This is a genomic window from Anoxybacillus sp. B2M1 (assembly GCF_001634265.1).
Classification (GTDB): Bacteria; Bacillota; Bacilli; order Bacillales; family Anoxybacillaceae; genus Anoxybacteroides; species Anoxybacteroides rupiense.
In genome coordinates this window covers 3,557,569-3,581,259 of sequence record NZ_CP015435.1, presented here as the reverse complement: position 1 = coordinate 3,581,259, position 23,691 = coordinate 3,557,569, and the positions used below count along the sequence as shown (strand labels likewise).

21 protein-coding genes are annotated in these 23,691 nt (G+C 43.8%); 4 read left to right on the top strand and 17 right to left on the bottom strand.

Annotation, left to right across the window (positions count from 1 at the left end; translation table 11 throughout):
• Positions 1-14: 14 nt before the first annotated feature.
• From tgt to nadB, 15 genes are all read right to left on the bottom strand, one after another.
• Positions 15-1,154, bottom strand: coding sequence for a tRNA guanosine(34) transglycosylase Tgt (tgt, locus tag GFC28_RS17365; RefSeq protein ID WP_044744656.1), 1,140 nt, complete (start codon positions 1,152-1,154; stop codon positions 15-17).
• 16 nt (positions 1,155-1,170) lie between these two features.
• Positions 1,171-2,202: a tRNA preQ1(34) S-adenosylmethionine ribosyltransferase-isomerase QueA gene (gene queA, locus GFC28_RS17360; RefSeq protein ID WP_044744657.1), complete on the bottom strand. Its 1,032-nt coding sequence runs from the start codon at positions 2,200-2,202 to the stop codon at positions 1,171-1,173.
• Between the two features lie 24 nt (positions 2,203-2,226).
• Positions 2,227-2,433 carry a DUF2905 domain-containing protein gene (locus tag GFC28_RS17355; RefSeq protein ID WP_044744658.1) on the bottom strand — a complete coding sequence of 69 codons (207 nt, stop codon included), beginning with the start codon at positions 2,431-2,433 and terminating at the stop codon, positions 2,227-2,229.
• Positions 2,430-3,431 carry a Holliday junction branch migration DNA helicase RuvB gene (ruvB, locus tag GFC28_RS17350; protein WP_044744659.1) on the bottom strand — a complete coding sequence of 334 codons (1,002 nt, stop codon included), beginning with the start codon at positions 3,429-3,431 and terminating at the stop codon, positions 2,430-2,432. Before ruvB ends, GFC28_RS17355 begins: the two co-directional genes overlap by 4 nt.
• Before the next feature lie 12 nt (positions 3,432-3,443).
• The gene (gene ruvA / locus GFC28_RS17345) at positions 3,444-4,043 is read right to left on the bottom strand and encodes a Holliday junction branch migration protein RuvA (protein WP_044744660.1); all 600 of its coding nucleotides are present in this window, start codon (positions 4,041-4,043) and stop codon (positions 3,444-3,446) included.
• 114 nt (positions 4,044-4,157) lie between these two features.
• Positions 4,158-4,640, bottom strand: coding sequence for an intercompartmental signaling factor BofC (locus GFC28_RS17340; protein ID WP_044744661.1), 483 nt, complete (start codon positions 4,638-4,640; stop codon positions 4,158-4,160).
• Positions 4,641-4,964: 324 nt separating this feature from the next.
• Entirely contained in the window at positions 4,965-5,975 is a 1,011-nt protein-coding gene (locus GFC28_RS17335; RefSeq protein ID WP_052660997.1) for a DUF3231 family protein, read from the bottom strand.
• Positions 5,976-6,383: 408 nt separating this feature from the next.
• Complete coding sequence (locus GFC28_RS17330) at positions 6,384-7,121, bottom strand: YebC/PmpR family DNA-binding transcriptional regulator (RefSeq protein ID WP_044744663.1); 738 nt, start codon at positions 7,119-7,121, stop codon at positions 6,384-6,386.
• Positions 7,122-7,419: 298 nt separating this feature from the next.
• Positions 7,420-8,133, bottom strand: a complete 714-nt coding sequence (locus tag GFC28_RS17325) for a YhcN/YlaJ family sporulation lipoprotein (RefSeq protein WP_044744664.1) — start codon at positions 8,131-8,133, stop codon at positions 7,420-7,422.
• A gap of 261 nt (positions 8,134-8,394) precedes the next feature.
• Positions 8,395-9,135 carry an NAD(+) synthase gene (gene nadE, locus GFC28_RS17320; RefSeq protein WP_044744665.1) on the bottom strand — a complete coding sequence of 247 codons (741 nt, stop codon included), beginning with the start codon at positions 9,133-9,135 and terminating at the stop codon, positions 8,395-8,397.
• A 35-nt stretch (positions 9,136-9,170) separates the two neighbouring features.
• The gene (locus GFC28_RS17315) at positions 9,171-10,115 is read right to left on the bottom strand and encodes a phosphotransferase (protein WP_044744666.1); all 945 of its coding nucleotides are present in this window, start codon (positions 10,113-10,115) and stop codon (positions 9,171-9,173) included.
• Positions 10,087-11,514, bottom strand: coding sequence for a SafA/ExsA family spore coat assembly protein (gene safA / locus GFC28_RS17310; RefSeq protein WP_044744667.1), 1,428 nt, complete (start codon positions 11,512-11,514; stop codon positions 10,087-10,089). Before safA ends, GFC28_RS17315 begins: the two co-directional genes overlap by 29 nt.
• 142 nt (positions 11,515-11,656) lie before the next feature.
• On the bottom strand, positions 11,657-12,760 hold the full coding sequence (nadA, locus tag GFC28_RS17305) for a quinolinate synthase NadA (protein WP_044744668.1): 1,104 nt from the start codon (positions 12,758-12,760) through the stop codon (positions 11,657-11,659).
• 18 nt (positions 12,761-12,778) lie between these two features.
• Positions 12,779-13,612, bottom strand: a complete 834-nt coding sequence (gene nadC / locus GFC28_RS17300) for a carboxylating nicotinate-nucleotide diphosphorylase (protein ID WP_044744669.1) — start codon at positions 13,610-13,612, stop codon at positions 12,779-12,781.
• On the bottom strand, positions 13,609-15,156 hold the full coding sequence (nadB, locus tag GFC28_RS17295) for an L-aspartate oxidase (protein ID WP_044744670.1): 1,548 nt from the start codon (positions 15,154-15,156) through the stop codon (positions 13,609-13,611). Before nadB ends, nadC begins: the two co-directional genes overlap by 4 nt.
• A 102-nt stretch (positions 15,157-15,258) precedes the next feature.
• Here nadB and GFC28_RS17290 point away from each other — a divergent pair, with 102 nt between their 5' ends.
• Positions 15,259-16,392: an IscS subfamily cysteine desulfurase gene (locus GFC28_RS17290; RefSeq protein ID WP_044744671.1), complete on the top strand. Its 1,134-nt coding sequence runs from the start codon at positions 15,259-15,261 to the stop codon at positions 16,390-16,392.
• A gap of 5 nt (positions 16,393-16,397) precedes the next feature.
• Positions 16,398-16,937 (top strand): transcription repressor NadR, encoded by a 540-nt coding sequence (locus GFC28_RS17285; RefSeq protein WP_044744672.1) that lies wholly within the window; start codon positions 16,398-16,400, stop codon positions 16,935-16,937.
• A 202-nt stretch (positions 16,938-17,139) separates the two neighbouring features.
• Here GFC28_RS17285 and GFC28_RS17280 read toward each other — a convergent pair whose 3' ends face one another.
• Positions 17,140-17,961, bottom strand: coding sequence for an undecaprenyl-diphosphate phosphatase (locus GFC28_RS17280; protein WP_044744673.1), 822 nt, complete (start codon positions 17,959-17,961; stop codon positions 17,140-17,142).
• A gap of 1,002 nt (positions 17,962-18,963) precedes the next feature.
• Between GFC28_RS17280 and GFC28_RS17275 the strand changes: the two genes are divergently transcribed.
• Both GFC28_RS17275 and GFC28_RS17270 read left to right on the top strand, forming a co-directional pair.
• Entirely contained in the window at positions 18,964-19,614 is a 651-nt protein-coding gene (locus tag GFC28_RS17275; protein ID WP_044744674.1) for a hypothetical protein, read from the top strand.
• A 29-nt stretch (positions 19,615-19,643) separates the two neighbouring features.
• Positions 19,644-20,831, top strand: a complete 1,188-nt coding sequence (locus tag GFC28_RS17270) for an efflux RND transporter periplasmic adaptor subunit (RefSeq protein ID WP_044744675.1) — start codon at positions 19,644-19,646, stop codon at positions 20,829-20,831.
• Between the two features lie 359 nt (positions 20,832-21,190).
• On the opposite strand, the gene uvrA is transcribed toward GFC28_RS17270, so the two are convergent.
• Positions 21,191-23,644 (bottom strand): excinuclease ABC subunit UvrA, encoded by a 2,454-nt coding sequence (gene uvrA, locus GFC28_RS17265; protein WP_044744676.1) that lies wholly within the window; start codon positions 23,642-23,644, stop codon positions 21,191-21,193.
• Positions 23,645-23,691: the final 47 nt, after the last annotated feature.

Here is a 23,691-nt window from a genome sequence, read left to right as displayed (position 1 = left end):
GATTTCACCCCTTTCTAAAAGTTTTTCGCATTCGGTCTATTAAATCCGTAGCGTTCAAAAAATTCTTCGCGAAAATCGCCAAGCCGATCTTCACGTATCGCTTGTCTCACTTGCTCCATTAATTTTATCAAAAAGTAAACGTTATGATAAGAAGTCAAGCGAATACCAAACGTTTCATCACATTTGATAAGATGACGAATATAGGCGCGCGTATAGTTGCGGCATGTATAGCAGCCGCAGTTCGGATCCAGCGGCGTAAAATCACGGGCGTATTGCGCATTTTTGATGACAAGGCGCCCTTCGCTTGTCATCACCGTTCCATTTCGTCCAATGCGAGTCGGCAAGACGCAATCAAACATGTCAATTCCGCGGATGGCGCCGTCAATGAGCGAGTCCGGCGAACCAACTCCCATTAAATAGCGAGGTTTATTGGCTGGTAAAAGCGGCGTTGTAAACTCAAGCACGCGATTCATGACATCTTTCGGTTCTCCTACCGACAAACCGCCGACCGCATAGCCCGGAAAATCGAGAGACACAAGATCCTGCGCGCTCTGTCTGCGTAAGTCCTCAAATTCACCGCCTTGAACAATGCCAAACAGCCCCTGTTCATTTGGACGGGCATGCGCTTTTAAACAGCGTTCCGCCCAGCGGCTTGTCCGCTCAACCGATTTTTTCATATATTCATATGTCGCAGGATACGGCGGGCATTCATCAAACGCCATCATGATATCAGAGCCGAGCGCATTTTGGATTTCCATCGCTTTTTCCGGCGAAAGAAACAGCTTGTCTCCATTTAAATGATTGCGAAAATATACGCCTCCCTCTTCAATTTTGCGAAATTCACTCAGGCTGAAGACTTGAAAGCCGCCAGAATCAGTCAAAATGCCGCGATCCCAGTTCATAAACGAATGCAATCCGCCCGCTTCTTTCACAATATCATGCCCTGGACGAAGCCATAGATGATAGGTGTTGCTTAAAATAATGCCTGCACCCATTTCTTTTAATTCCTCAGGCGATAACGTTTTGACAGTCGCTAATGTGCCGACTGGCATAAACATCGGCGTTTCAAAGGAGCCATGCGGCGTATGAATGATTCCGAGACGTGCTCCTGTTTGCTTGCATGTTTTGATAAGTTCATAACGAATCGGGGTCAAATCAATAGCTCCTTTCTTAAATAATCAGCATCGCATCACCGAAGCTAAAGAAACGATAACGCTTCTCCACCGCTTCTTTATAAGCACGCAAAACATTTTCACGCCCTGCTAAGGCGCTAACTAGCATGATTAATGTTGATTTAGGCAAGTGAAAATTCGTAATCATTCCATCAATCGCTTGAAACTGATAGCCTGGATAAATAAAGATATCCGTCCATCCGCTCTCGGCAATAAACGTTCCATTATGGCGCGATGCGATCGTTTCAAGCGTACGTGTGGATGTGGTTCCGACTGCGATAATTCGCCCGCCCTTCTCTTTCACCTCATTCAACAATCGCGCTGTCCCTTCTGTCATCTGGTAAAATTCTGCATGCATATCATGTTCTTCGATATTCTCAACATTGACGGGACGGAAGGTACCAAGTCCGACATGAAGGGTAATAAAAGCTAGATGCACTCCTTTTTGACGAATATCCTCAAGCAGCTGCTCCGTAAAATGAAGCCCTGCTGTCGGCGCTGCTGCCGAACCGCGTTCACGGGCATACACGGTTTGATACCGCTCCTGATCGTCGAGCTGTTCTTTAATATATGGAGGGAGCGGCATCTCCCCCAAGGATTCCAACACCTCATAAAATACTCCGTCATAAGCAAATTCCAGTATTCTTCCTCCGTGCTCCAACTCCTGTCTGCACGTTGCTTTTAAACGGCCGTCACCAAATAAAATGCTTGTTCCTTCTTTCACGCGCTTCGCTGGCTTCACGAGCGTTTCCCAACGGTCTCCTTCCACTTGCTTTAATAAAAGCACTTCAATTTTTGCGCCCGTATCTGATTTTTCTCCATAAAGGCGCGCCGGCAATACTCTTGTATCATTTAATACGAGACAATCCCCTTCATTCAAATACGATAAAATCGCTCGAAAGGTTTCATGATGTTTCGTTTCTCCTGTATTTTTATTGAGCATAAGCAATCTCGATGCTTCTCGGTTCGCAAGCGGTGTTTGTGCAATTAATTCCTCCGGTAAATGAAAATCAAATAAATCTATTTTCATCGCGTTCACCCATTTCTATTGTTGTTAACGAAATCGACCGATAAAATAAAACACAAGCGAAAGCACTACACTTAAAATAATAGAAGTCACAACTGGAAAGTAAAATGTTGTATTCCCCTTTTGGATGACAATATCGCCAGGAAGCCTGCCCAGCTTAATAAATTGCATCAGAAACCCCACAACAATCAAAATGGCTCCGATCATCATGATCATTTTAGGAAGACTGCTCATGATTTTGGCACCTCCATTCCAAAATGCTCATAGGCGCGATGAGTGACGATGCGCCCGCGAGGAGTCCGCTGCAAAAAGCCGATTTGCAGCAAATACGGCTCATATACATCTTCAATTGTTTGCGCTTCTTCACCAATGGTGGCCGCAAGCGTATCTACACCGACAGGACCTCCGCGAAATTTTTCCATCATCGCTCTTAATAATTTATGATCAATATGATCCAATCCTAAACGGTCAACTTGCAGCAACTCCAGCGCTTCTGTTGATAAGGCATGTGTAATCACTCCGTTGCCTTTTACTTGGGCAAAATCTCTGACTCTGCGCAACAAGCGATTGGCAATGCGCGGAGTGCCGCGCGAACAACGCGCGATCTCAACAGCAGCCGCCTCGTCAATCCTAACTTCCAGAATATCTGCTGTTCGTTTGATAATTTGCGCAAGCTGCTCCGGCTCATAATATTCCAGCCGACTGAGCACACCAAAGCGATCCCGGAGCGGTGCAGAAAGAGCACCAGCTCGTGTCGTTGCGCCCACAAGCGTGAATGGCGGCAAGTCAATACGCACCGAACGAGCCGTTTGTCCTTTGCCAATAACGATATCTAGGCAGTAATCCTCCATAGCTGGATACAGCACTTCTTCAATCGAGCGGTGAAGGCGATGAATTTCATCGATAAATAATACATCTCCAGGTTGAAGAGAAGTTAAGATCGCCGCCAGGTCTCCGGGGCGTTCGACCGCCGGTCCAGTGGTGGTGCGCAAGTTCCCCCCCATTTCGTTTGCGATAATGGCGGCCAGCGTTGTTTTTCCAAGTCCGGGCGGTCCGTATAAAAGCACATGATCCAACGTTTCGCCACGCAGCTTTGCCGCTTCAATAAAAACTTGTAAATTTTCTTTTACTTTCTCTTGTCCGATATATTCCTGCAAGCGTTGCGGGCGGAGGCTGTATTCAAGCGATACATCCTCGCTGGAGGCATCGCTGGCAACAAGACGCTCTTCCATCGTCCTTCCCTCCTATTTTAATAGTAATTGCAGCGCTCGCTTCACATATTGATCGGTAGACATCGGTTCCTTTTTTAGAGCAGGCGCCACCTTTTGAATTTCACGATCTGCATAGCCGAGAGCCTTTAGCACTTCAAGCGCCTCGTCAAAGGCATTCTCCTGCTTTTCATCCTCCCAGCTTGTAAATAAGTCGTTCGTCGCTCCTAGAATGACTCCCTGCAGTTTCCCTTTTAAATCAAGAATCATTTGTCGCGCTGTTTTTTTGCCGATGGTCGGAAATTTGCACAAAAAGGCTTCGTTTTCCTCTTCAATCGCCTGCACGAGCTGACGTACATCTCCTGAGGCTAAAATAGCAAGCCCTCCTTTCGGGCCAATGCCGGAAACTTGAAGCAGTTTCGCAAATAGCGTTCGTTCTTCGCGCGTCCGAAACCCATAAAGAGCCATGAGGTCTTCGCGCACATATTGATATGTATAGACCGTCACGATTGTATCATGACTGGGCCGAAACGAAAATGGGTTTGGCGTGAAAATTTGATAGCCAACTCCGGCCGTTTCAATGACAATATATTCTGGACAAACATACTCAATGTATCCGCGAACAAACTCAATCAACGTTTTTCCCCTTCCCTTATCCGTACTGTTTCTCATTGTACCATATGATAATAAAAAAACGAATGTATATTCCTCTTTTGCAAAACAAAAAGACTTATCGTCTGGATAAGTCTTTTACTGAGTAACGGCAAATGGCCGATAGGCTTCAATGACCTCTTTATAACGATCTTTCGAAATCACGCGAATACCTTTTTTCAGCCGTTCTTGTTGATGGCTTTCTAGCTTTTTTATATCGAGCTGGAAAAACGATTGAATCACGCGTGATGATTTTCCTGGCTTGCCTTCAAAAATAGATAAAGTTCCATCCTTTGTTAAGCCAAAATATCCATTCGCTTTTGACAAAGGTGAAATATCTTGAACCATTTTCTGGAACACAATTTGTTCATCATCAAGATTGACAAGCTGCCAGCCTTCATACTTTTTCCATATATCCTTCATCGATGTAATCGTTTCTTGTTTAATTTCTTCACTCACTTCTCCGTCCACGTATATTCGTTCTAACAAAATCGTCATTTGAGTGGCCGGCGCTTTAGCGAAGGCAGCTGAGGAACTTATAAATGAAATCGCGATAGCCAAGCAAGCCATCAAAAGCTTCATTGTCTTCCCCTCTTTCTCGGTAAATAATGAAAGCTATTTATAGTTTCACCTTTTAAGAAAATTTTATCCATAAAAAACACTCACTCAAGAAGTGAGTGTCCGGTTGTAGACAAAGTCAAAAATGAGATTTGTCTACAACCATTCTCATCCTCTATTTATGGTGTTCCACATCAGCCTAAGCGGAAAACGCCCGGCAGACAAGAAACGCAGCCGAACAAAGACAAAAATCGAACAAAAGAAATTCATGAGCAGACGAATGCGGCCAGTGACGCAGGATGAAAGCATTTAACAACGGTCTGACACTCACTCAAGAAATCAGTGTTTTTATTTCGACTCCACTACAAGCCGTTCGCGATCAAGGAAGTGAGGCGGTTGTTCAAGCCATCCGCGCTCAATCATTAAATTCACTCCATCCTCCGCATAGGCTCCCGCTTTCGCGATAAAAGAAGCGTAGAGAGCCGCTACATCTCTTCTCAATGAGAGCGCCATGGCCTGTCCATACATACCAACCCCGAGCCCTGATAAGGAATTGACTAAAAACAGCATTAATCGCTCTGAGTATGGCGCAACTGTTGATTCATTGACGACTGTGTCCCATGTCATCGAAGCTGGAATATTGTCTTCCTGTAGCACCTCAAAAATGGAGGTCATGATCTCACTGCATACTTTTTGTCCTCTTAAAAAGAAGCTGCGAATTTCAGGATCCCTCGCTACTTGCGCAAATCCGATTAGCGTAGCCTTCGCGATTTCATTGTTAATGGAGTTCATCACTAAATAGGCTGCTTCAACTGCCAAAAGCGGTCGTCTGCGTCCAAGCCATCCAGTAAGAAAGCTTTGCTTTTCAACATAGTCCACTTGTTTTGGATAAGACATATAAGGAGGACGTATATATATCCCTTGATTTTTCATCACGGTACGCACACGCTTATTTAATTGAGTCGCATCTTCGCTAAATTGTTTATATAGCTGATGGATATCATCCCGAGAAGCCATCACAATGGAAGTAGCATGTGAAGTGATTTTAAATTGGCTCATTTGGTTAAGATACTCTAAATAAAATGTATCGGAAAAAAGCTTTGGCGCTTGACGATTCACATGCTTATCGACCGGGAACCCGTCTGGTTTAGCAATTCCTTCCTTGCTAAATAGCTCCTCTAGACTTTGCAGATGATTTTGGACAACTTTCAATCCTTCTTCCAGAAGCACGCCCACTTCTTCATCGGCGGTTGTTAACTTAAAATGCGTGATAACGCTTTCCATCATGCTATCATATATATAGGTATTCCATATATTTGCAATTTCAGCGCTTGTTAAGCGGACTTCATTTTTCTTCATACTGATCCCTCCATGGAACATATTATGTTCCTTCCCAAAATGAAGTATGTAAAAAATCGGCCATCTGAATACCCCAAAAAAAGGAATAGCACCTTACCATTCTTGATTTACCTGTGGTGCTAGATAAAATCGGTTCATTTATCTTCCTCGTACTATATACAATCGTCCGCCAAAACTCACGGTCAGAAGTGGAGCGTCATCTGCATACTTACATGGGGATAAAGCTTTCGGGAGAAAGTGATATGGATGATCGTTGCATATAAATTCCCCCTAACACCATGGGTTTTCATTATTTTTTCTATCACTGAGTCATGATGTTGATGAACATTTTGTATCCTCTCATAAAAAATCCCATTCTCTGCAGAGAAATCACGTTCTCTCTTGCAAAGAACGGGAAATATGATCGTTTTATGGTATCGCCGTTTCATCTAAATTATGGTACACTTCTTGAACATCGTCATCATCTTCAAGCATATCAATCAGCTTGAGCATTTTCGTTAGGTCATCGCCTTCCAGCGTTGTGTAGGTTTGCGGGATCATCGTGATTTCAGCGTTTACAAACGTTAATCCATTCGCCTGAAGCTTGTTTTTCACCTCTTCAAAATGCTCCGGTGCTGTATAAATTTCAAATGAGTCGTCCATTGTTTCCATTTCTTCCGCTCCTGCTTCAATCGCTTGGAGAAGCAGCTCATCCTCGTCGATCTCTAACCCTTCGCGAGCGATGACAAGCCATCCTTTTCTTGCAAATAAATAGGACACGCATCCTGTTTCTCCAAGATTTCCGCCGTTTTTCGAAAATGCTGCGCGAACATTTGCCGCTGTGCGATTTTTATTATCCGTCAGACAAACGACCATGACTGCCACGCCACCTGGACCATACGCTTCATAACGAATTTCTTCATAGTTGGCATGCTCCTGATTGCCTGCCGCTTTGTTGATGGCCCTTTCAATATTATCGCTCGGCATATTCGCCGCTTTTGCTTTTTCAATGACGAGACGCAGCGCGGCGTTGACATTTGGATCGCCACCACCTGTTTTGGCTGCAACGTAAATTTCCTTCGCCAATTTCATAAACAGTTTGCCGCGTTTGGCATCCTGTGCATTTTTTCGACGTTGGATATTTTTCCATTTGGAATGTCCAGCCACTTTCCATTTCTCCTCTCATCATATCAAATTTTCGATATTACTATACCAAAAATAGCAGAAGCATGAAACAGTTGCCAAGCGATATAGATGCAGCTTGAAGAGTGTATAAATCAACAAAATAACAGATGTTTCTAATGATTCAATGTCACACTTTGCTCTCATCGCACATTCGCTTAATGAAAGCCCGGCTGTACCAGCTAACTTCATAATTGGAGGGCGATACCGTTTTTTCGTGAGGAGGTCTAGACCGTTTGAAAAGAAAAAGGAGATGCCATTTGCCGGCATCTCCCTGCAGCATTTATCGTGTATTGGTTGGAGTTTCCATTATGTTCCCTTTATAAAAAATCGTCTTTAAATCCCGGTTAATTTCTTCAAACGGGCGGCCGTAACGTATGTTATTGTCAATGACGCGAGCGCGCTGATACATGCTTGGATTCGAAACGACGCGCACATGCTTTCCTTTCGTATATGGAGCGATCGCTTTCGCTACATTTTGCTCCGTACGATTTGCATCTTTTCCTCCCGTTTGAATGGCTACTAATACATGGTCCTTATATACAAGCGCCCGGGCATCGCTGACATTTTTGACTTTAGCCGCTTCTTTGGCTACCTGCTCGGCAAAACGTCCGTCATAATGGTCGTAATAAGAAGGATGTGTTTTATTATTTTGCAAGTGACCATGATAATTTTGGTCTGCTTTGCCGAAATTCGCTTCTAGCGGCAGCGATGGAGTCGACCGATCGTAACGATCTCGACGAAGCGCATCCGTACCGAAAAAATCCGCAACTGGACCATTTTGGTTGTCCATCATATAGGCATTTCCGTCATTCTCAGTATTTGTTCCGTAACGGCCATACGTATATGGAGTATTCGTCCGATCCGTTGAATAATAACCGATCGGTCTTGTTTCATCTCGATAGCGTGTTGCCCGATCTTCCGCATCGTAATTTGCGCATGCGGCAAGCCCGCTCACACAACAAAAAACGCCTATTGCCGCGATTGTTTTTCTCAACGGAAAAACCCCCTTTATTTGCCTTGGGTCAAGCACCTTGACCCATTTTTAGCTTGGCAAATAAGAGGGGATTTTATCGCTGTTAGTTAGCGGTAAAAATCAAGTTCTGATATCGGTATAATTCCTTTTGAACAACCAACCTATCCATAAAGACAGGCGAAAGCATGATATTTGGTTCATCTCATTTGAATATGGCTTATGCTATTGAAAGCAAAAAGAGGTTTTTTTAGAGAAACCGGGAAGTTTTTTGGCCCATGCACATTAAAATTTTGGCGGCGCAGCGGCCAACTGGCGTTTATGATGTGAACGATGATGTAGCTTCTCAATGATGGACCGATCTTTTTCCGGAATTTCTTCCCCTTTTAAATATTTATCAATCATTTCATAAGTAGTTCCCATTTCATTTTCATCTGTTTGGCCTTCCCAAAGGCCCGCGCTCGGCGCTTTTGTAATAATTTCCTCAGGCACACCAAGAATTCGGGCCATTTCGCGAACCTCGCCTTTTGTAAAATGAACAAGCGGAACAAGATCGACACCGCCATCTCCATATTTGGTAAAATAACCTGTGTGCCATTCAGCCGCGTTGTCAGTTCCAACTACGATATACCCATAATTGTTGGCGACCGCATAGAGCGTTGTCATCCGCAAACGCGCTCGCGTATTGGCATCGCCAAGACGCGCCGCCTCCTCATTCCATTCTCCTTTTTCTTTAAGCTGTTTTTCGATTTTTGCAAATAAGGTTTGATGCGTCTCTGTTAAATCAATCACAAAGTGGCGAATACCCGAGCTTTCAACGACCTTTAATGCATCCTCTTGATCCTTTGGATTGCTCTTGCACGGCATAATTAATCCTAAAGAGTTGTCCGGAAAGGCCCGTTTAATAAGATGCGCCACCACAGCCGAATCAATTCCGCCGCTAATCCCGACAATCGCCCCGTTCAATCCAGCTTTGCTTACTTGTTCGCGAAGCCAGGCCACTAACTTTTCAATTTTCTCCTCCATGATTCAACTTCCTTTCACGAAAAATAAGATATACGTTATCTTATCATATTGGCGATTTTTTGCACAAACTGTTTGCGATGTTCAAAGTATGGAATCGCGAAAGGCTTTCGCTTCTTCATCAATGATCGGCATTCGCGAAATATATCGCTTGGAAAAATCAAGGCCATTAAAAACCATGGCTTTTCTAAAAAAGCTTCCAATATAGGACATTTTTTCAATAAAGCAAAAGACCATTGCATATATGGCAATATGCGATTGGCATATTGCAAATAATCGATGCCGCTTGGAGCGACCGCTATTAAGTCATAATCAATTAAATAGGCACTTCCGTTTTCAGCCCGCAAAAAATTGTGTGAAGCGACATCGCCATGAATAATGGTCATCGGTTCTGCTAATAAAGAAGGAATAAATAAAGGAATTTTTTCTAAGCTATATTGGGCACATTGCAAAATAAAAGTAAGCTCCTCATGCCTCATGATTTGCTGCCATACCGGCAAATCATGAAGAAAAGATAAATATCTTTGCTTCCATCTTTCACACAGCTGATAATAAGGCAACATGTTGGTAAAAAACGGCTGCTGCAGCAAACGCTGCGAAAAAATATGGTACTCATAAAGCAGGCAAAGGCCTTCGTTTCGATCTTTCTCGCTTGTAAAAACAAACGGATTGGAATGCGGAATATACTCCTGCAGCGTCCAACAGGCATTTTCAGAAACGACCACCCCAGTAATAGAGGGAGCGGCTTGAAAGCCTGCCTGTTTTAATAAATGAATAAACAGCTGCTGCCGCGACGCTTCAAAAAAGGTGCGATATTTTTTCACAATCCATTTTCCTTTATTTGTATCAATTATTTGTACATGTGGCTTAATAGCCGCCGCTTCCTCCACGCACAACCCATATTCCGCTTGAAGCAAAAGAAAGAGACGATGGCTCTCACCGTCTCCTATATGGCTATTCTTCGTAATCGCTGCTTTCCCCATATTCTGGCATCATAAAAAATTGTTGTGGATTTTGCGGGAAAGCGGCAGGTTGTGGCGACTGGTAATAAGATGGCTGTCCCGGCCCTTGTGCATACGGATAAGCTGGTGCCGCGGCTGGATATGGTGAAAAGCTTGACGGCTGCTGTTGCGGATACGGCGAATAATAGCCAGGAGCCGTTGATCCGTACATTGGTTGATAGGTTTGTACAGGCCAACCATAGCAAGGCATTATCGGAACCGGGTAACATCCTCCTGCCATCTGCTGCGGAGATACCATCATTGGTTCTTCAGGTGGTTGAACATTAGGCGGCATATTCATATTAGGCGATACATTAGGTGATACATTAGGCTGAAGGTTCGGGGAAGCATTTGGCTGTATATTCGCTGATGAAGCCGGCGGTGCTGGCGGTCCCCACTCATGCGATTCGATGCTTTCCTGTACTCCAGGAAACGGATGCGAGCCGCTCTCTCCGTAGAATGGTGCGACAGGCTGCGAGAACGATGCAGCCATCGGCGCTACCGGAGCCTGCGGATAATAAAATCCATAACCTGGCATGACAGGAGTAACCGGAATGCAGCCTTGCTCTTGAGGTGGCAAGTAAGCTGGCATCTGGTAGGTCGGCTGTTGTGGCTGCGCAATCGGAACATATGGAATAGTCGGCAGTTCCGGCGGTTGATCATGTTGATCGTATGATGGATGCTCCTGATTCTCTGATGGCTCTATGTCCGTATCTGGCTTCATAATATTCGGTAAAATGTTGTCCGGCTTTGGCGGAATCGGCGGCAGGCCCGGTATTTGATTTGGATAATTCACATTTGATTGCGGCGAAATCGATGGATTAGCTTGGAATGGTGTTTTGTGATCATGCTTTTCTGCCGCTTGATTCATGCCAATATTAGATTTAGGTGACTCATAAGACGGCTGCTTTGGTAGTTCTTTCGGAATATTGGCCGTCGGCGCTTTCGGAGCTTCCTTAGGCTTTTTCTCAATTGGTGCTGTCGGTTTGGGCTTTGGCACTTCATTTATCGGTATTTCTTGAGCAGGCGGATTAATGTTCACGTTCGGAGCGATTTCAGCTTCAAAATTGAATGAAGCAAACGGTTTAGCGTTGGAAAATGGATGCTCTTGAATCGGCTCTTCTTTTTTCGGATATTCCTTTTTTGGATGTTCTTTGTTCGGATACTCTTTTTTTGGATATTCCTTCTTTGGATACTCTTTGTTTGGTGCTTCTTTTTTTACCGGAACCCCTGCAGTCGGAATTTTAATTTTCATTCCCGGCATAATTAAATCCGGATTGCTTAATTGGCCATTTAAGTGCTTTAACTGCTCAAAATCAACTCCGTATTTTTGCGCGATTTTCCAAAGCGTATCTCCTTTTTGCACAATATGGATTTTCACTCCGTTCCCCCTCCTACACTCAAACAATAATCATTCTATTTCATTGGCACGTTGTCATCATCATCCTTCAACATAACTTATGAAGCAAAAAATGAATTTATGATAAAAAAATAACAAGGTCTGCATATAGACCTTGCTATGTCTAAGCGAGCGCCAACATTCTCTTTAATGCTTGTACGGCATCTTCGGCAATGGAGACCGGCACGGTGATTGGATGGATGATATTTCCTTGCTCTAATGATTCCAACGCCCATAGCAAATGTGGCAAATCAATGCGATTCATCGTTAAACATGGACACATGTAAGGGTTCAAAGAAATAATTTCTTTATTAGGATGCTGTTGAATTAACCGGTTGACGAGATTCATTTCCGTTCCAATCGCCCATTTGCTCCCAGAAGGAGCTTTTTCAATCATCTCAATAATATATTTAGTAGAACCGGCATAATCTGATTTTTGTACGACTTCCCAGCTGCACTCTGGATGGACAATAATATTCATATCCGGTTTTGTTTTCCGAATGTAGTCGATATGCTTCACTTGAAAATTTTCATGAACGGAACAATGTCCTTTCCAAAGAATGACTTTAATTCGCTTGATCTCTCCCTCGTACTCAAGCGAGTCCGTTAACGGGTTCCAAACCGCCATTTCATTAAGCGCAATGCCAAGTTTATATGCCGTATTTCTGCCTAAATGTTGATCCGGCAAAAAGAAGATCCGCTCTTTTTGTCCAAGCGCCCAAGCGACCATTTTTTCTGCATTCGAAGAAGTCACGGTCGCTCCACCGTTTCGCCCTACAAATGCTTTAATGGCTGCTGTCGAGTTCACATAGGTTAACGGCAAAATCGTATCGCCAAACAGTTCTTGTAAAATCGGCCATGCTCGTTCCACTTGCGCCATATCCGCCATATCGGCCATCGAACAGCCTGCGCGCATATCCGGCAAAATGACTTTTTGGTGGTTTCCTGTTAAGATATCCGCCGTTTCCGCCATAAAATGAACACCGCAAAAAACAATATATTCTGCTTGCTTATTTTTTGCGGCCACCTGTGCGAGCTGTAAAGAATCCCCTGTTGCATCCGCAAACTGAATGACTTCATCCTTTTGATAATGATGTCCAGGGATAAATAGCTTCTCCCCCATTTTCTCCTTAATCTTCCGAACACGCTCCTCCATTTCAACCGCGTTAAGCGTTTTATACACTTCTGGCATATGATCCTGTTTTTGCATCATTTCCAATACGTTCATATTTCGTTCCCTCCTCTTTTATCCTTCAATATTAAAACTAATATCGAGCGCTTTCACAGAATGAGTTAAAAAGCCTAACGAAATATAATCAACGCCTGTATCGCCATACTCGGCAAGATTTTCAAGGGTGATGCCGCCGGAAGCCTCTGTAATAATAGCAGAAGGCACAAGCTGAACAAACTCTCTAATTTCTTCTGGTGTCCGGTTATCAAACATAATGACGTCCGCTCCTGCCTTTACGGCCTCTATTACTTGTTCCCTCGTTTCCGTCTCCACTTCGATTTTAACCATATGACCAAGCTGCTGGCGCACGGTATGAACCGCTTTTGTAATAGAGCCGCAAAAGGCAATATGGTTATCCTTTATCATCACCGCATCGTATAAACCAAAGCGATGGTTATATCCGCCGCCGCATGTGACCGCATATTTTTCCAGCATTCGAAGTCCTGGAGTTGTTTTGCGCGTATCGCAAATGCGCGTATATTCGCTATTTAACGTCATCACCGCCTGATGAGTAATGGTAGCGATGCCGCTCATTCTCTGAATCAAATTCAAAATGACACGTTCGCCCGTTAATAACGGAGCAATGGGACCGGAAACCGAAGCAATGACGTCTCCTTTATCTACTTTTTCGCCATCTCGCTTATATAGCGTAACGCTAATCGATGGGTCCAGCAGGTGGTACGCGGTTTTCATAATGTCAGCGCCAGAGAAAATACCGGCTTCCTTAACAAGAAATGAACCAGAAGCTAAATGATGATGAGGAAAAATCGTCTCGCTAGTCACATCACGTTCGCCAATATCTTCTAAAAAAAACTGTTGCAGCATTTGTTGCAGCTTGATGATATTCATGCTGTTCCTCCTATTCTCGCGAAAAATTCCTCTTTTGTTCGTAAAATCCGCCGCTTTTTCCAATGCATGGCCTCTGTCGGGTAATCCGAACGGTAATGGCCGCCGCGGCTTTCTGTACGCTTAAGTGCTGAGGTAGTGATCAGCCATCCAGTAATGAGCATGTAAGCAACGGTGATTTCTTCTTCTGTCCATGAAGTGACGTCGGTCTTGACAAGCTCCGGAATAGAAAATTGCTCCAGCCACTTTCTTGCGGTCGCTAAGCTTCGTTCATCTCTCACAATCCCTACATATCGCATCATGATCTCTTGAATTTGTCCCTTGTCCGGCAACGAGCCTGTAAAGCTTTTAACCGAATTCGGCTTGACAAACGGAAAGCGGCGCCCCTTTTCTGCACTCCCGCGTTGCTTCAACACTTCAGCTAAACGAGCGCCAAACACCAGTCCCTCAAGCAGCGAATTGCTCGCCAAGCGGTTAGCGCCATGTACTCCAGTACAAGCCACTTCTCCGACTGCATACAAGCCCGCAAGCGATGTTTGTCCCGATAAATCAACTTGGATTCCTCCCATTAAAAAATGAGCGCCTGGTACAACAGGAAGCCGGCCATCCTGCAAACCAACACCGTGAGACTCGCATAATTTCGCTATTGTTGGAAATCGCTCCGCAAAATTTTTAATCATCGAAATGTCGAGATAGACACGGCCGCCTTTGGCGGTTTCGGCATGGATCGCCCGAGCTACGACGTCTCTTGGCGCTAAATCTTGCTGTGGATGGATGGACTCCATCAATTTTTTCCCATCTTCTGTGACCAGTACCGCCCCTTCTCCCCGCACAGCTTCAGAAATCAATCCGACCGCCCTGCCATTCACATAAAGCATCGTGGGGTGAAATTGAATAAATTCCATATCCGTCACAGCTGCACCGGCCCGATACGCTAAGGCAATACCATCTCCAGTCACCGTTTCAGCATTAGAGGAGAAAGAATACAGCCTTCCACAGCCGCCAGTTGATAATACAACGGCATCCGCATAATAAGCACCTGTTTTCGTGAGCACACCGATACAGCGCCCGTCAGCGACAAGCAAATCAATGACGCGCTCATCTTCCACTATGGTGACATGGCCGTATAGCTTTTCCATTAAAAACGAGGTCATCGCTTTTCCCGTCTGATCGCCTCCTGCATGCAAAATTCTCCGCTGGCTATGGGCTCCTTCATTTCCAAAATGAAAATGTCCGTTTTGATCCGTATCGAATTGCAAGCCGGTTTCCACCAGCTCTAAAAGCCGTTTCGGGCCTTCCTGAACGAGAATTTCTACAGCACGTTCATCATTATGATCTGCTCCAGCGATGATCGTGTCTTGATAGTGAAAATGCCAATGATCTTGGCCAGACAAAGCAGCAGCGATACCTCCTTGCGCTAACCAAGAATTACTCTCTTCTTTTTTCGCTTTTGTGAAAATTATCACATTTTTATGCTCAAACAAATGATAAGCCGTTACGAGCGATGCTAGGCCTCCGCCTACAATAATCACATCCGCTTGTGGCATACAAAAGCCCCCTGTTATTATTTACTGTCTTGACACCTATATTGACACATAATTAAACTGATGACAAGACTTTTATTTTTCCAAATGTGAGGGAATGATTATATGATTTATCTTGATTATGCAGCGACAACACCCATGAGCGAAGAAGCATTAACCGCTTATACAAAGGCGGCTTCATCATATTTCGGCAATTCAAGTAGCTTACATGATATCGGCAGCCACGCAGCCCAGCTTCTGCACATTTGCCGCCAGCAGCTTGCCGAATTGATCGGCGGCGATGAAAGAGGTCTTTATTTTACAAGCGGCGGTACAGAATCCAATCTTCTTGCCGTCCGTTCGATGATTGAGGCCCATCGCCATAAAGGAAATCATTTAATTACAACAGCAACCGAGCACGCATCGTTATATCATTTATTTCAACAGCTTGAAACGGAAGGCTATGAAGTCACGTATTTATCTGTAGATCGCTTCGGCCAAATTGATCTGGCTGAGTTGGAAAATGCCATCACTCCGCAAACAATTTTGGCTTCGATTCAGCATGCAAACTCCGAAATCGGCACCATTCAGCCGATTCAAGAGATCGCCAAACGCTTGCGAAAACACGGGGTCATCTTTCATAGCGACTGTGTACAAACCTTTGGTAAAATACAAGTGGATGTACAAAAAATGGGGATAGACAGCTTATCTATCTCCTCGCATAAAATTTATGGCCCTAAAGGGGTCGGGGCTGTCTATATTGATCCGCGCATCAAATGGACCTCTTGCTTCCTCCAGGCAACACACGAATTTGGGTTTCGCCCTGGAACTGTGAATGTGCCAGGCATTGCGTCATTTGTCACCGCTGCGCAGCAGGCCTGCGAACATTTAGCCGATGAACATGCGCGGCTTGAACACCTTCGTCAGTATACAATTTCACGAATTCATGAGAAGCGGCTGCCTGTTGCCATTGAAGGACATCCCGACGCCCACTTGCCAAACATCCTCGGTCTTTCAGTACAAGGAATGGAGGGGCAATATGCAATGCTTGAGTGCAACCGCTACGGCATCGCCATTTCGACAGGGAGTGCTTGTCAGGTCGGAAAGCAAGCTCCTTCACGGACGATGATCGCAATTGGAAAGGAAGAAGATGAAGCGAAGCAATTCGTCCGCATTTCATTTGGCAAGTGGACGACACTAAACGAAATAGACCGTCTTTTAACCGTGTTGGAAACCATTTGTCAACAACGAAAGGAGTAGAGCCTATGAAAATCGAGAAGAAAATTTTAGGGGAGAAGCGGCGAGAGCTGATTTTAAAATGGCTCAAAGAAAGCGGACTGCCGCTTACCGGAGCGGAGCTAGCGGCAAAAGCGAACGTCAGCCGTCAAGTCATCGTCCAAGACATTTCGCTGCTTAAAGCGCGTAACGAACCGATTATCGCCACAAGCCAAGGCTATCTCTACTTAAAAACGCCGGCTCCTAACCAATTTTATACGCGCACCATAGCCTGCTACCATACACCGGAACAAACAAAAGAAGAGCTATACTTAATTGTCGATCATGGAGTGACCATAAAGGATGTAAAAATTGAACACCCCGTCTACGGCGATTTAACGGCTTCTGTCATGGTCAGCAGTCGTCAAGAAGTGGATCAGTTCATTCAAAAAATTAAACAAACCAACTCCTCCTACTTGCTTCAGCTCACAGACGGCACGCATCTTCATACGCTCGAAGCCGATTCGCTGGCCAAGCTTGACGCCGCTTGCCAAGCGCTGCAAAAAGCTGGTTTTTTAATTGAATCGTAATGCGAAATCAGGTTGTAGGCAAAGTCTATTTTGATTTTGTCTACAACCATTTTTCATTTTATCGTTTATAGTGACATCTCCACAACAGGCTAGCTTTCACCCATAATAAAACACCGTTCTTGTTTAGAACGGTGTTAAAACAAAAAGCACCTCTCCCCCCCTACACTCTGTTTAGAGGTAGGAAGCTTCTCAATTCGATCTGTTAAAAATAGAGAATATAGATCAAACACGCTAATGCGATTCGATAAACGGCAAAAGGAATCAACCGAATGCGATTAATTAATTGAAGGAAAAACTTTATGGAAATTAACGCGAAAATAAAAGCGCTAATAAACCCTACTATAAAAAATGGTATCACATCTACGGTGAAATACTTCCATTTGCTTACGAGGGACAAAAAACTCGCCCCTGCCATAATCGGAACCGCCATAATAAACGTAAAATCGGCCGCCGCCCGGTAGCTCATTCCAAGCAGCACACCGCCTGATATGGTCGAGCCAGAACGAGAAAATCCAGGCCACAACGATAAGCATTGAATTAGCCCAATGAAAAAGGCTTGTTTATATGTAATCTGATCCACTGTCTCAACCGTTTGTTTGCGCCCACCGAATAAATCCGCGGCAATCATTAATAGGGCCCCAATGACCAGACCAATCAAAACCGTCTTTGTCGAAAATAAATGTTCATCAATATAATCTTCAAATAAAACACCCAAAATTCCTGCAGGCAATAATCCAACAATCACATGGGTTAAGCGAAGCCGGTTCGGCCGGTCGCTTGTCCCTTTTTTCAACCCTAATAGCTCAATAAATCGATTTCGGAACACAACGACCACCGCCAGAATCGAACCAAGCTGAATGACAACTTTAAAGGTATTCGCTACTCTTTCATTTAAAAAATCTTGAGAGCGAAGCCACATATCATCCACAATAATCATATGGCCAGTTGAAGAAACAGGGGCAAATTCTGTTAGGCCTTCCACAGCACCTAAAATAAGTCCGACAAGTAGTTCCCATAAGCTCATAGATTTAGTCTCCTTACCTTTTATTTTGCTTATTCATTTTTATAGAACGCTTCCTTACAAATGCCCATAAAAACGGCCGTATGCTAAAGACGCATAGGCCCACCAAGGCACGCTTAAAGCAAAAGCACCCCCTTCATCGCCAAAAAACGCATAGCCCCCAAATCGCCATAAGCAGAGGGGTCGATAAGCGCGCAATAAAGAATGAGCTCCTTTTGCTCTGTCCAACATTCTTGATGATATTTTAAGGAACCCATTTTTTAGATCTTTTCTATGGCTTGTTCCATGATGATTTCGACACTGAATCCACCGTTTGCGAAAGATCTCTATCCTACGAAAGGATGGCATAGATGCCCCATTCCCAAGCAGAAATTGCTGTTTTCGACGGTCGGAGACAAGTCACGGACTTGTCTCGGTCACGCCGAGAAAATGGTGACACGCTTCATTGGATGGCACCGCTAAAAGAAAGATTCACTCCAGCTGCACAAGAGCTTTTAAACGATATCAACCTATAATACTCAAATAAACTTTTATATATGTTTCATTTTTTCATGGACAAAGATGGGCCTTATTCTTTTTGGTCATTCCGTTTCATTCTGTTGTTACTGAATGCTACGGCCTTTAAACGGCACAAAAATGGTAAGCCCCGCTTGATATCATGCTATTTCTAGCACCAGTCTTTATTTTTTAGGAGCCGTATTCTTTCATTTCGTTGCTGCTAAGATGGATTCCATTAACAATCGGGACTATCATTTTGGCTATTGGTATTATACTTGGGTTTATTAAATTTTTCAAAAGTAAGCGATAAAAATAAAAAAATTTCCTCCAATGATCCTAGCCCGTTCATTGAACAATGATAATGGAGGCTTTTCACGAGCCTCTCCCATCTATACTTTAAATATGTTCATAAGGAAACCATTGAAAATAATACCTTAGATGACAAATTCTTTACCTTTATATTACAATAGGCTTATGTCTACTTTGATACATATGGGGGATTTACTGATGGTATATAAAAGCAATCCGCTTAAAGAAATTTTTCAGCCGAAAATTGCGTTTGCCCAGCTTAGGGAAGCGGAACGGTTAAAACATGTGGCGATTGTCGCCTTTCTTCTCTTATTTTTTCATGTCATTCTTTCATTGCTTCGTGGTTATTTTGGTATGGATGGAGAGGAACTGACTAAATATCTTGACCAATACACAGGTGAGCAATTTGCGTTTCTTCAGCTTTTATTCGCATTGGGCCATGTTTTAGGAGGGATATGTGTCCCGCTGTTCTTTTTATTCATTTCTTCTATCATTTTTTATTTGTTTTTTGATATTCATTTTCTAAAACTATTCACCATTCAACTAGCAATTTTATCTATTTTCTTACTTGAAGATATGATTCTCTTTCCATTTCAGCTATTTCTCGGGATAAAAAATCTCTTTTCTCCTTTTTCTCTTGGAGTGTGGGGACCTTATATCACGAAACACACCTTTATATGGGCTCTTTTGCGAACCGTTTCCGTCTTTTCGATCTGGGCCATATCGATACAAATCATCGCTCTTCGCTCCTTGACGGAAAAGCCGGTCCAACGCGTTGCGATGATTGTGATCGCCGTTTATCTCTTTTTCGGCATAATGATTAGTAGCTTATACAAACTTTCTATTTAGTGAATTGTAATGAAAGGCAGGGGAAACGGATGAAACGTTGGAGACCATATATATTGATCGTCCTCGCATTATGTATTATAGGGGCAAACTTTTATCTTTTGTTTCATCAGCATAGCAAAATTCCAAAATCAGTCTATGTGAACGAACGGAGCAAACCAACCAAAACCAATATAAAAGAGACGGTTGACACGACCGGCATGACGGCGCCAGCGGAACGAAAATTCATTTACGATCATCCACAGTTCGGCACCATTGCTGAAATCCTTGTCACACCCGGACAAGAAGTACAAGCAGGCACACCGCTTATCCGTTATGCCAACGAAGAAATTGACCGGGAGCTGCAGCGCATCGCAAGCAAACAAGAACAACTTCGCACACAAATGGAGCAGCTTTCGGAAGATGTTGATTATTATACAACGCTGGCCTCTTCGGTTACGGAAGATCGTCTGGAGAAAGTACAATGGGAGGAAAAAGCGCGGGAAGCAGAGCAGAAAAAAGCATTGCTCGAATCAAAAATACAGGAATACGAGGCAGAACAGAGCCAACTAACAGAGAAAAAAGAGGAACTCGTTGTCAAAAGTGAAACAGCCGGTTGGGTCGAAGAAATCAGCGATCATCCTTCCAAACCGCTGATCACCATTGCTTCCCCTTCCGCAGTTATCCGTGGAAAAGTGAAAGAGAAACGATTCGGAGAAATCGCCGTTGGACAAAAAGCAGTGGTCCATGTTCCAAACGAAAAAGCAGCCTTTACCGGCACGATTATGGATATCGGCAAATTTCCAGTCACCGAAACAAGTTTTCAAGAAAAAAGCGAATATCCGTTTACCGTGCAGTTGAACGAACAGCCCAAATCCCTTCCTTTCGGATATCACGTCAACATCACAATCGTGACAAAAGAAAAAAACGGAGCGATGACTGTTCCTGCCGAAGCGGTGTGGCATGAAAAAACGAAGTCATTTGTCTATGTGATTCATCGCGGCAAACTCGAAAAACGAAAGGTAACACTTGGAATTTCACATGGAAAGAAACAAGAAATTGAACGCGGTCTTCGCCCAAATGAAACGATTGTGTCCCATCCAACGAAACAGATGAAGCACGGAATGGACATCATCGTCCCGCTTGAAGTGAAAACACCAAAAAAGGAAACGATGAAGCAATTATCTAAATGGGTCATTGCTAAGCACTTCCTTGATGGATTTTTCCGTGCGCTCTATTAATATACGTTTTAAAAAACAGGCCTTTTCCTACCATAAACGAAGGAAAGGCCTGTTTTTCTTCCTTCTTAATCCAAAGATTCGTGCTCTTCTTCCCCTTCATATACCGGGATATGAACCTCCCACCTCCATGCCGTTAAGAGGTGAAAGACTTCGCGATAGGCATTTGAAAATAAGAGAGCAAAGCCAACCTCTTCATCGATATACATGACTGGCTTACTTTGGCTATGATTGATTTCCCGTCAAAAAACACTCACTGTTCGCATTTCTTACCAACTCACTCACCTATCTGAGCGAGAAACATTCCCTAACACCAACCAGAACAGGATCTTTATTTCTTCGACAAGTGACAAGCACCTCTGCTATATCAAAAATCTGCCTGTATAAGAGTTTGGATTACTCGCAATTTCCTCAGGTGTCCCTTCAGCCATCACCATTCCTCCATCATTCCCTCCTTCTGGTCCTAGATCAATCACCCAATCGGAGGAGCGAATGATTTCGCTATTGTGTTCCACAACGATGACCGTGTTTCCCGCATCAACGAGCTTATGGAGCAAAACAAGCAGCTTGTGTACATCGGCTGGATGTAACCCGACGGTCGGCTCATCCAATAAAAAAAGCGTCCTATTAGTAGTTTGGTTCTTTAATTCTTTTGCCAATTTCAAACGCTGCCCTTCTCCCCCGGACAACGTTGTGAGCGATTGCCCCCATTTTAAATAACCGAGACCGATTTCACATAATAATTGAATCACCGATGAGATTTTTCGATGATCTTCGAATATTGGCAGGCTCTCTTCAATCGATAAGTCGAGAATATCAGAAATCGAATATCCTTTATACTTTGCTTTTAACACTTTTTCTTCAAATCTTTTCCCGCGACAAACTGGACACTCTACTTCTTGTTCCGGAAGAAAATGCATGACTAAAGAAACCATTCCCATTCCTTGGCAATTTTCACAACGGCCTCCTGGACTATTAAAGGAGAAGTCTTTTGCACTTAGGTGATTGTTTTTGGCTTCCGGCAAATTCGCATAAAGGTTGCGAATATGTGTAAATACGTCCGTGTATGTGGCAATATTTGAACGTTTCATTCTGCTTAACGGCGATTGGCCGACGGTAATCATTTTATCAATTGCTTCAAAACCGATTATTTTTTCACACCCTTGATGAACACCGCTTTCCCCTTCCGCCAGAACATCAAAAACGAGCGTCGACTTGCCTGACCCGGAAACCCCGGTCACACTAACAAGGCAGCCTAATGGAAAAGAGACGGTAATATTTTTTAAATTATGTTTGTGCGCATGATAAACGGTCAAATACTCGCCAGTCCCTTTTCTTCGCTGACATTTACGTTCTGATCGATTTCGTAAAAAGGCGCCGGTAACCGATGATTCCTGCTCCATTAATTCAAGCAAAGTTCCCTCTCCAACTACCGCTCCTCCAAGATGCCCAGCACTCGGCCCCATATCAATAATGTAATCCGCTTCCTTCATGACATCCACATCATGCTCAATGACCAGAAGCGTGTTCCCAAAGTCTCTCAGCTGTTTCATCACTTGAACGAGACCTTTTGTATCTCTTGGGTGAAGTCCCGCAGTCGGTTCATCTAAAATGTAAAGTACACCGGTCAGTGCCGAGCCAATGATGGTCGCCAGCCTTAAGCGTTGCGCTTCCCCTCCGGAAAGAGTGATGGTTTGCCTGTCAAGGGATAGGTACCCTAAGCCGACATGGATCACCCGCTCTATTTTGACAATGAGACTTTGCAGAAATGATTCAACAATTTCCAGTTTATCACTAGATAACGCTGTCTGTAATGATTGGGCCCACGATAACAGCTCCTCAAGCGAAATATTGGTAAGATCCGTAATTGGGACACCCGCTACGACCACTTCTCTGCTCTCTTTTTTCAACCGTTTTCCCTCACAATCGGGACATTGTCGTGAATAAAAAAGGTGGGCTTCCCCTGAGTTGCCGCCTTTTTCGTTGTATCTCCTTCTCATCCCGGTAAGCACTCCCTCAAATTTTCCCGCCGCCACCGTCTTAGGAGGCTTTTTATCAGGAAAATAAGTTGTAAATTCCTTGCTTTCGACACCATAAAACAATAGGGCCCTTTGTTCATCGCTAAAATGCTTTAACGGCCGATCTTCATCTATTGGAATTCCGTAATAGTCACAAGCTGCTTTAAATACTTGCTTCTGATATTCACCGTAAGTGCTATTCCATATGCGCACACACTGTTCTTTTAAACTGGCCTCTTCATCGAACACTAAATCGACCTGAATGTCATTTACTTTCCCTAATCCATCACAAGTCGGACAAGCACCTTGAGGAGTATTAAAAGAGAAATGGGAAATGGTGAATTTTTCTAACTGTCTGTAGCAATTAGGACAAGAGACGGATTGTAATGTTTCCCCCACATTAGCTTCATTTTCTACCATTGGTAATATGGGCGTTTCGCAGGTGGGACACTTGCGTTCTCCAAGTTTTTCATAGATCAACCGCAAATAAGTGTACATACCGGTCACTGTCCCTACTGTTGAGCGAGGGTTTCGATTCGTTATTTGTTGGCTGATACTAATGGACGGTGATAATCCAATCATGAAGTCCACTTTCGGTTTTTTAATAAAATCAACGGTCATGCCTAAAGATTCCATATATTGTCTTTGGCATTCCTGATTCAGTGTTTCCATCGCCAGTGAGGACTTTCCTGAACCCGACGGCCCTGTCAAAACTACCAGCTTGTTTTTGGGGATGTTTACAGAAATGTTTTTTAAATTATTTTCTCTCGCACCCTTTATCATAATATGGTCGTGCACATCAATACCTCCCTTAATTTAGGCAATTCACCCCCATTATATAACAT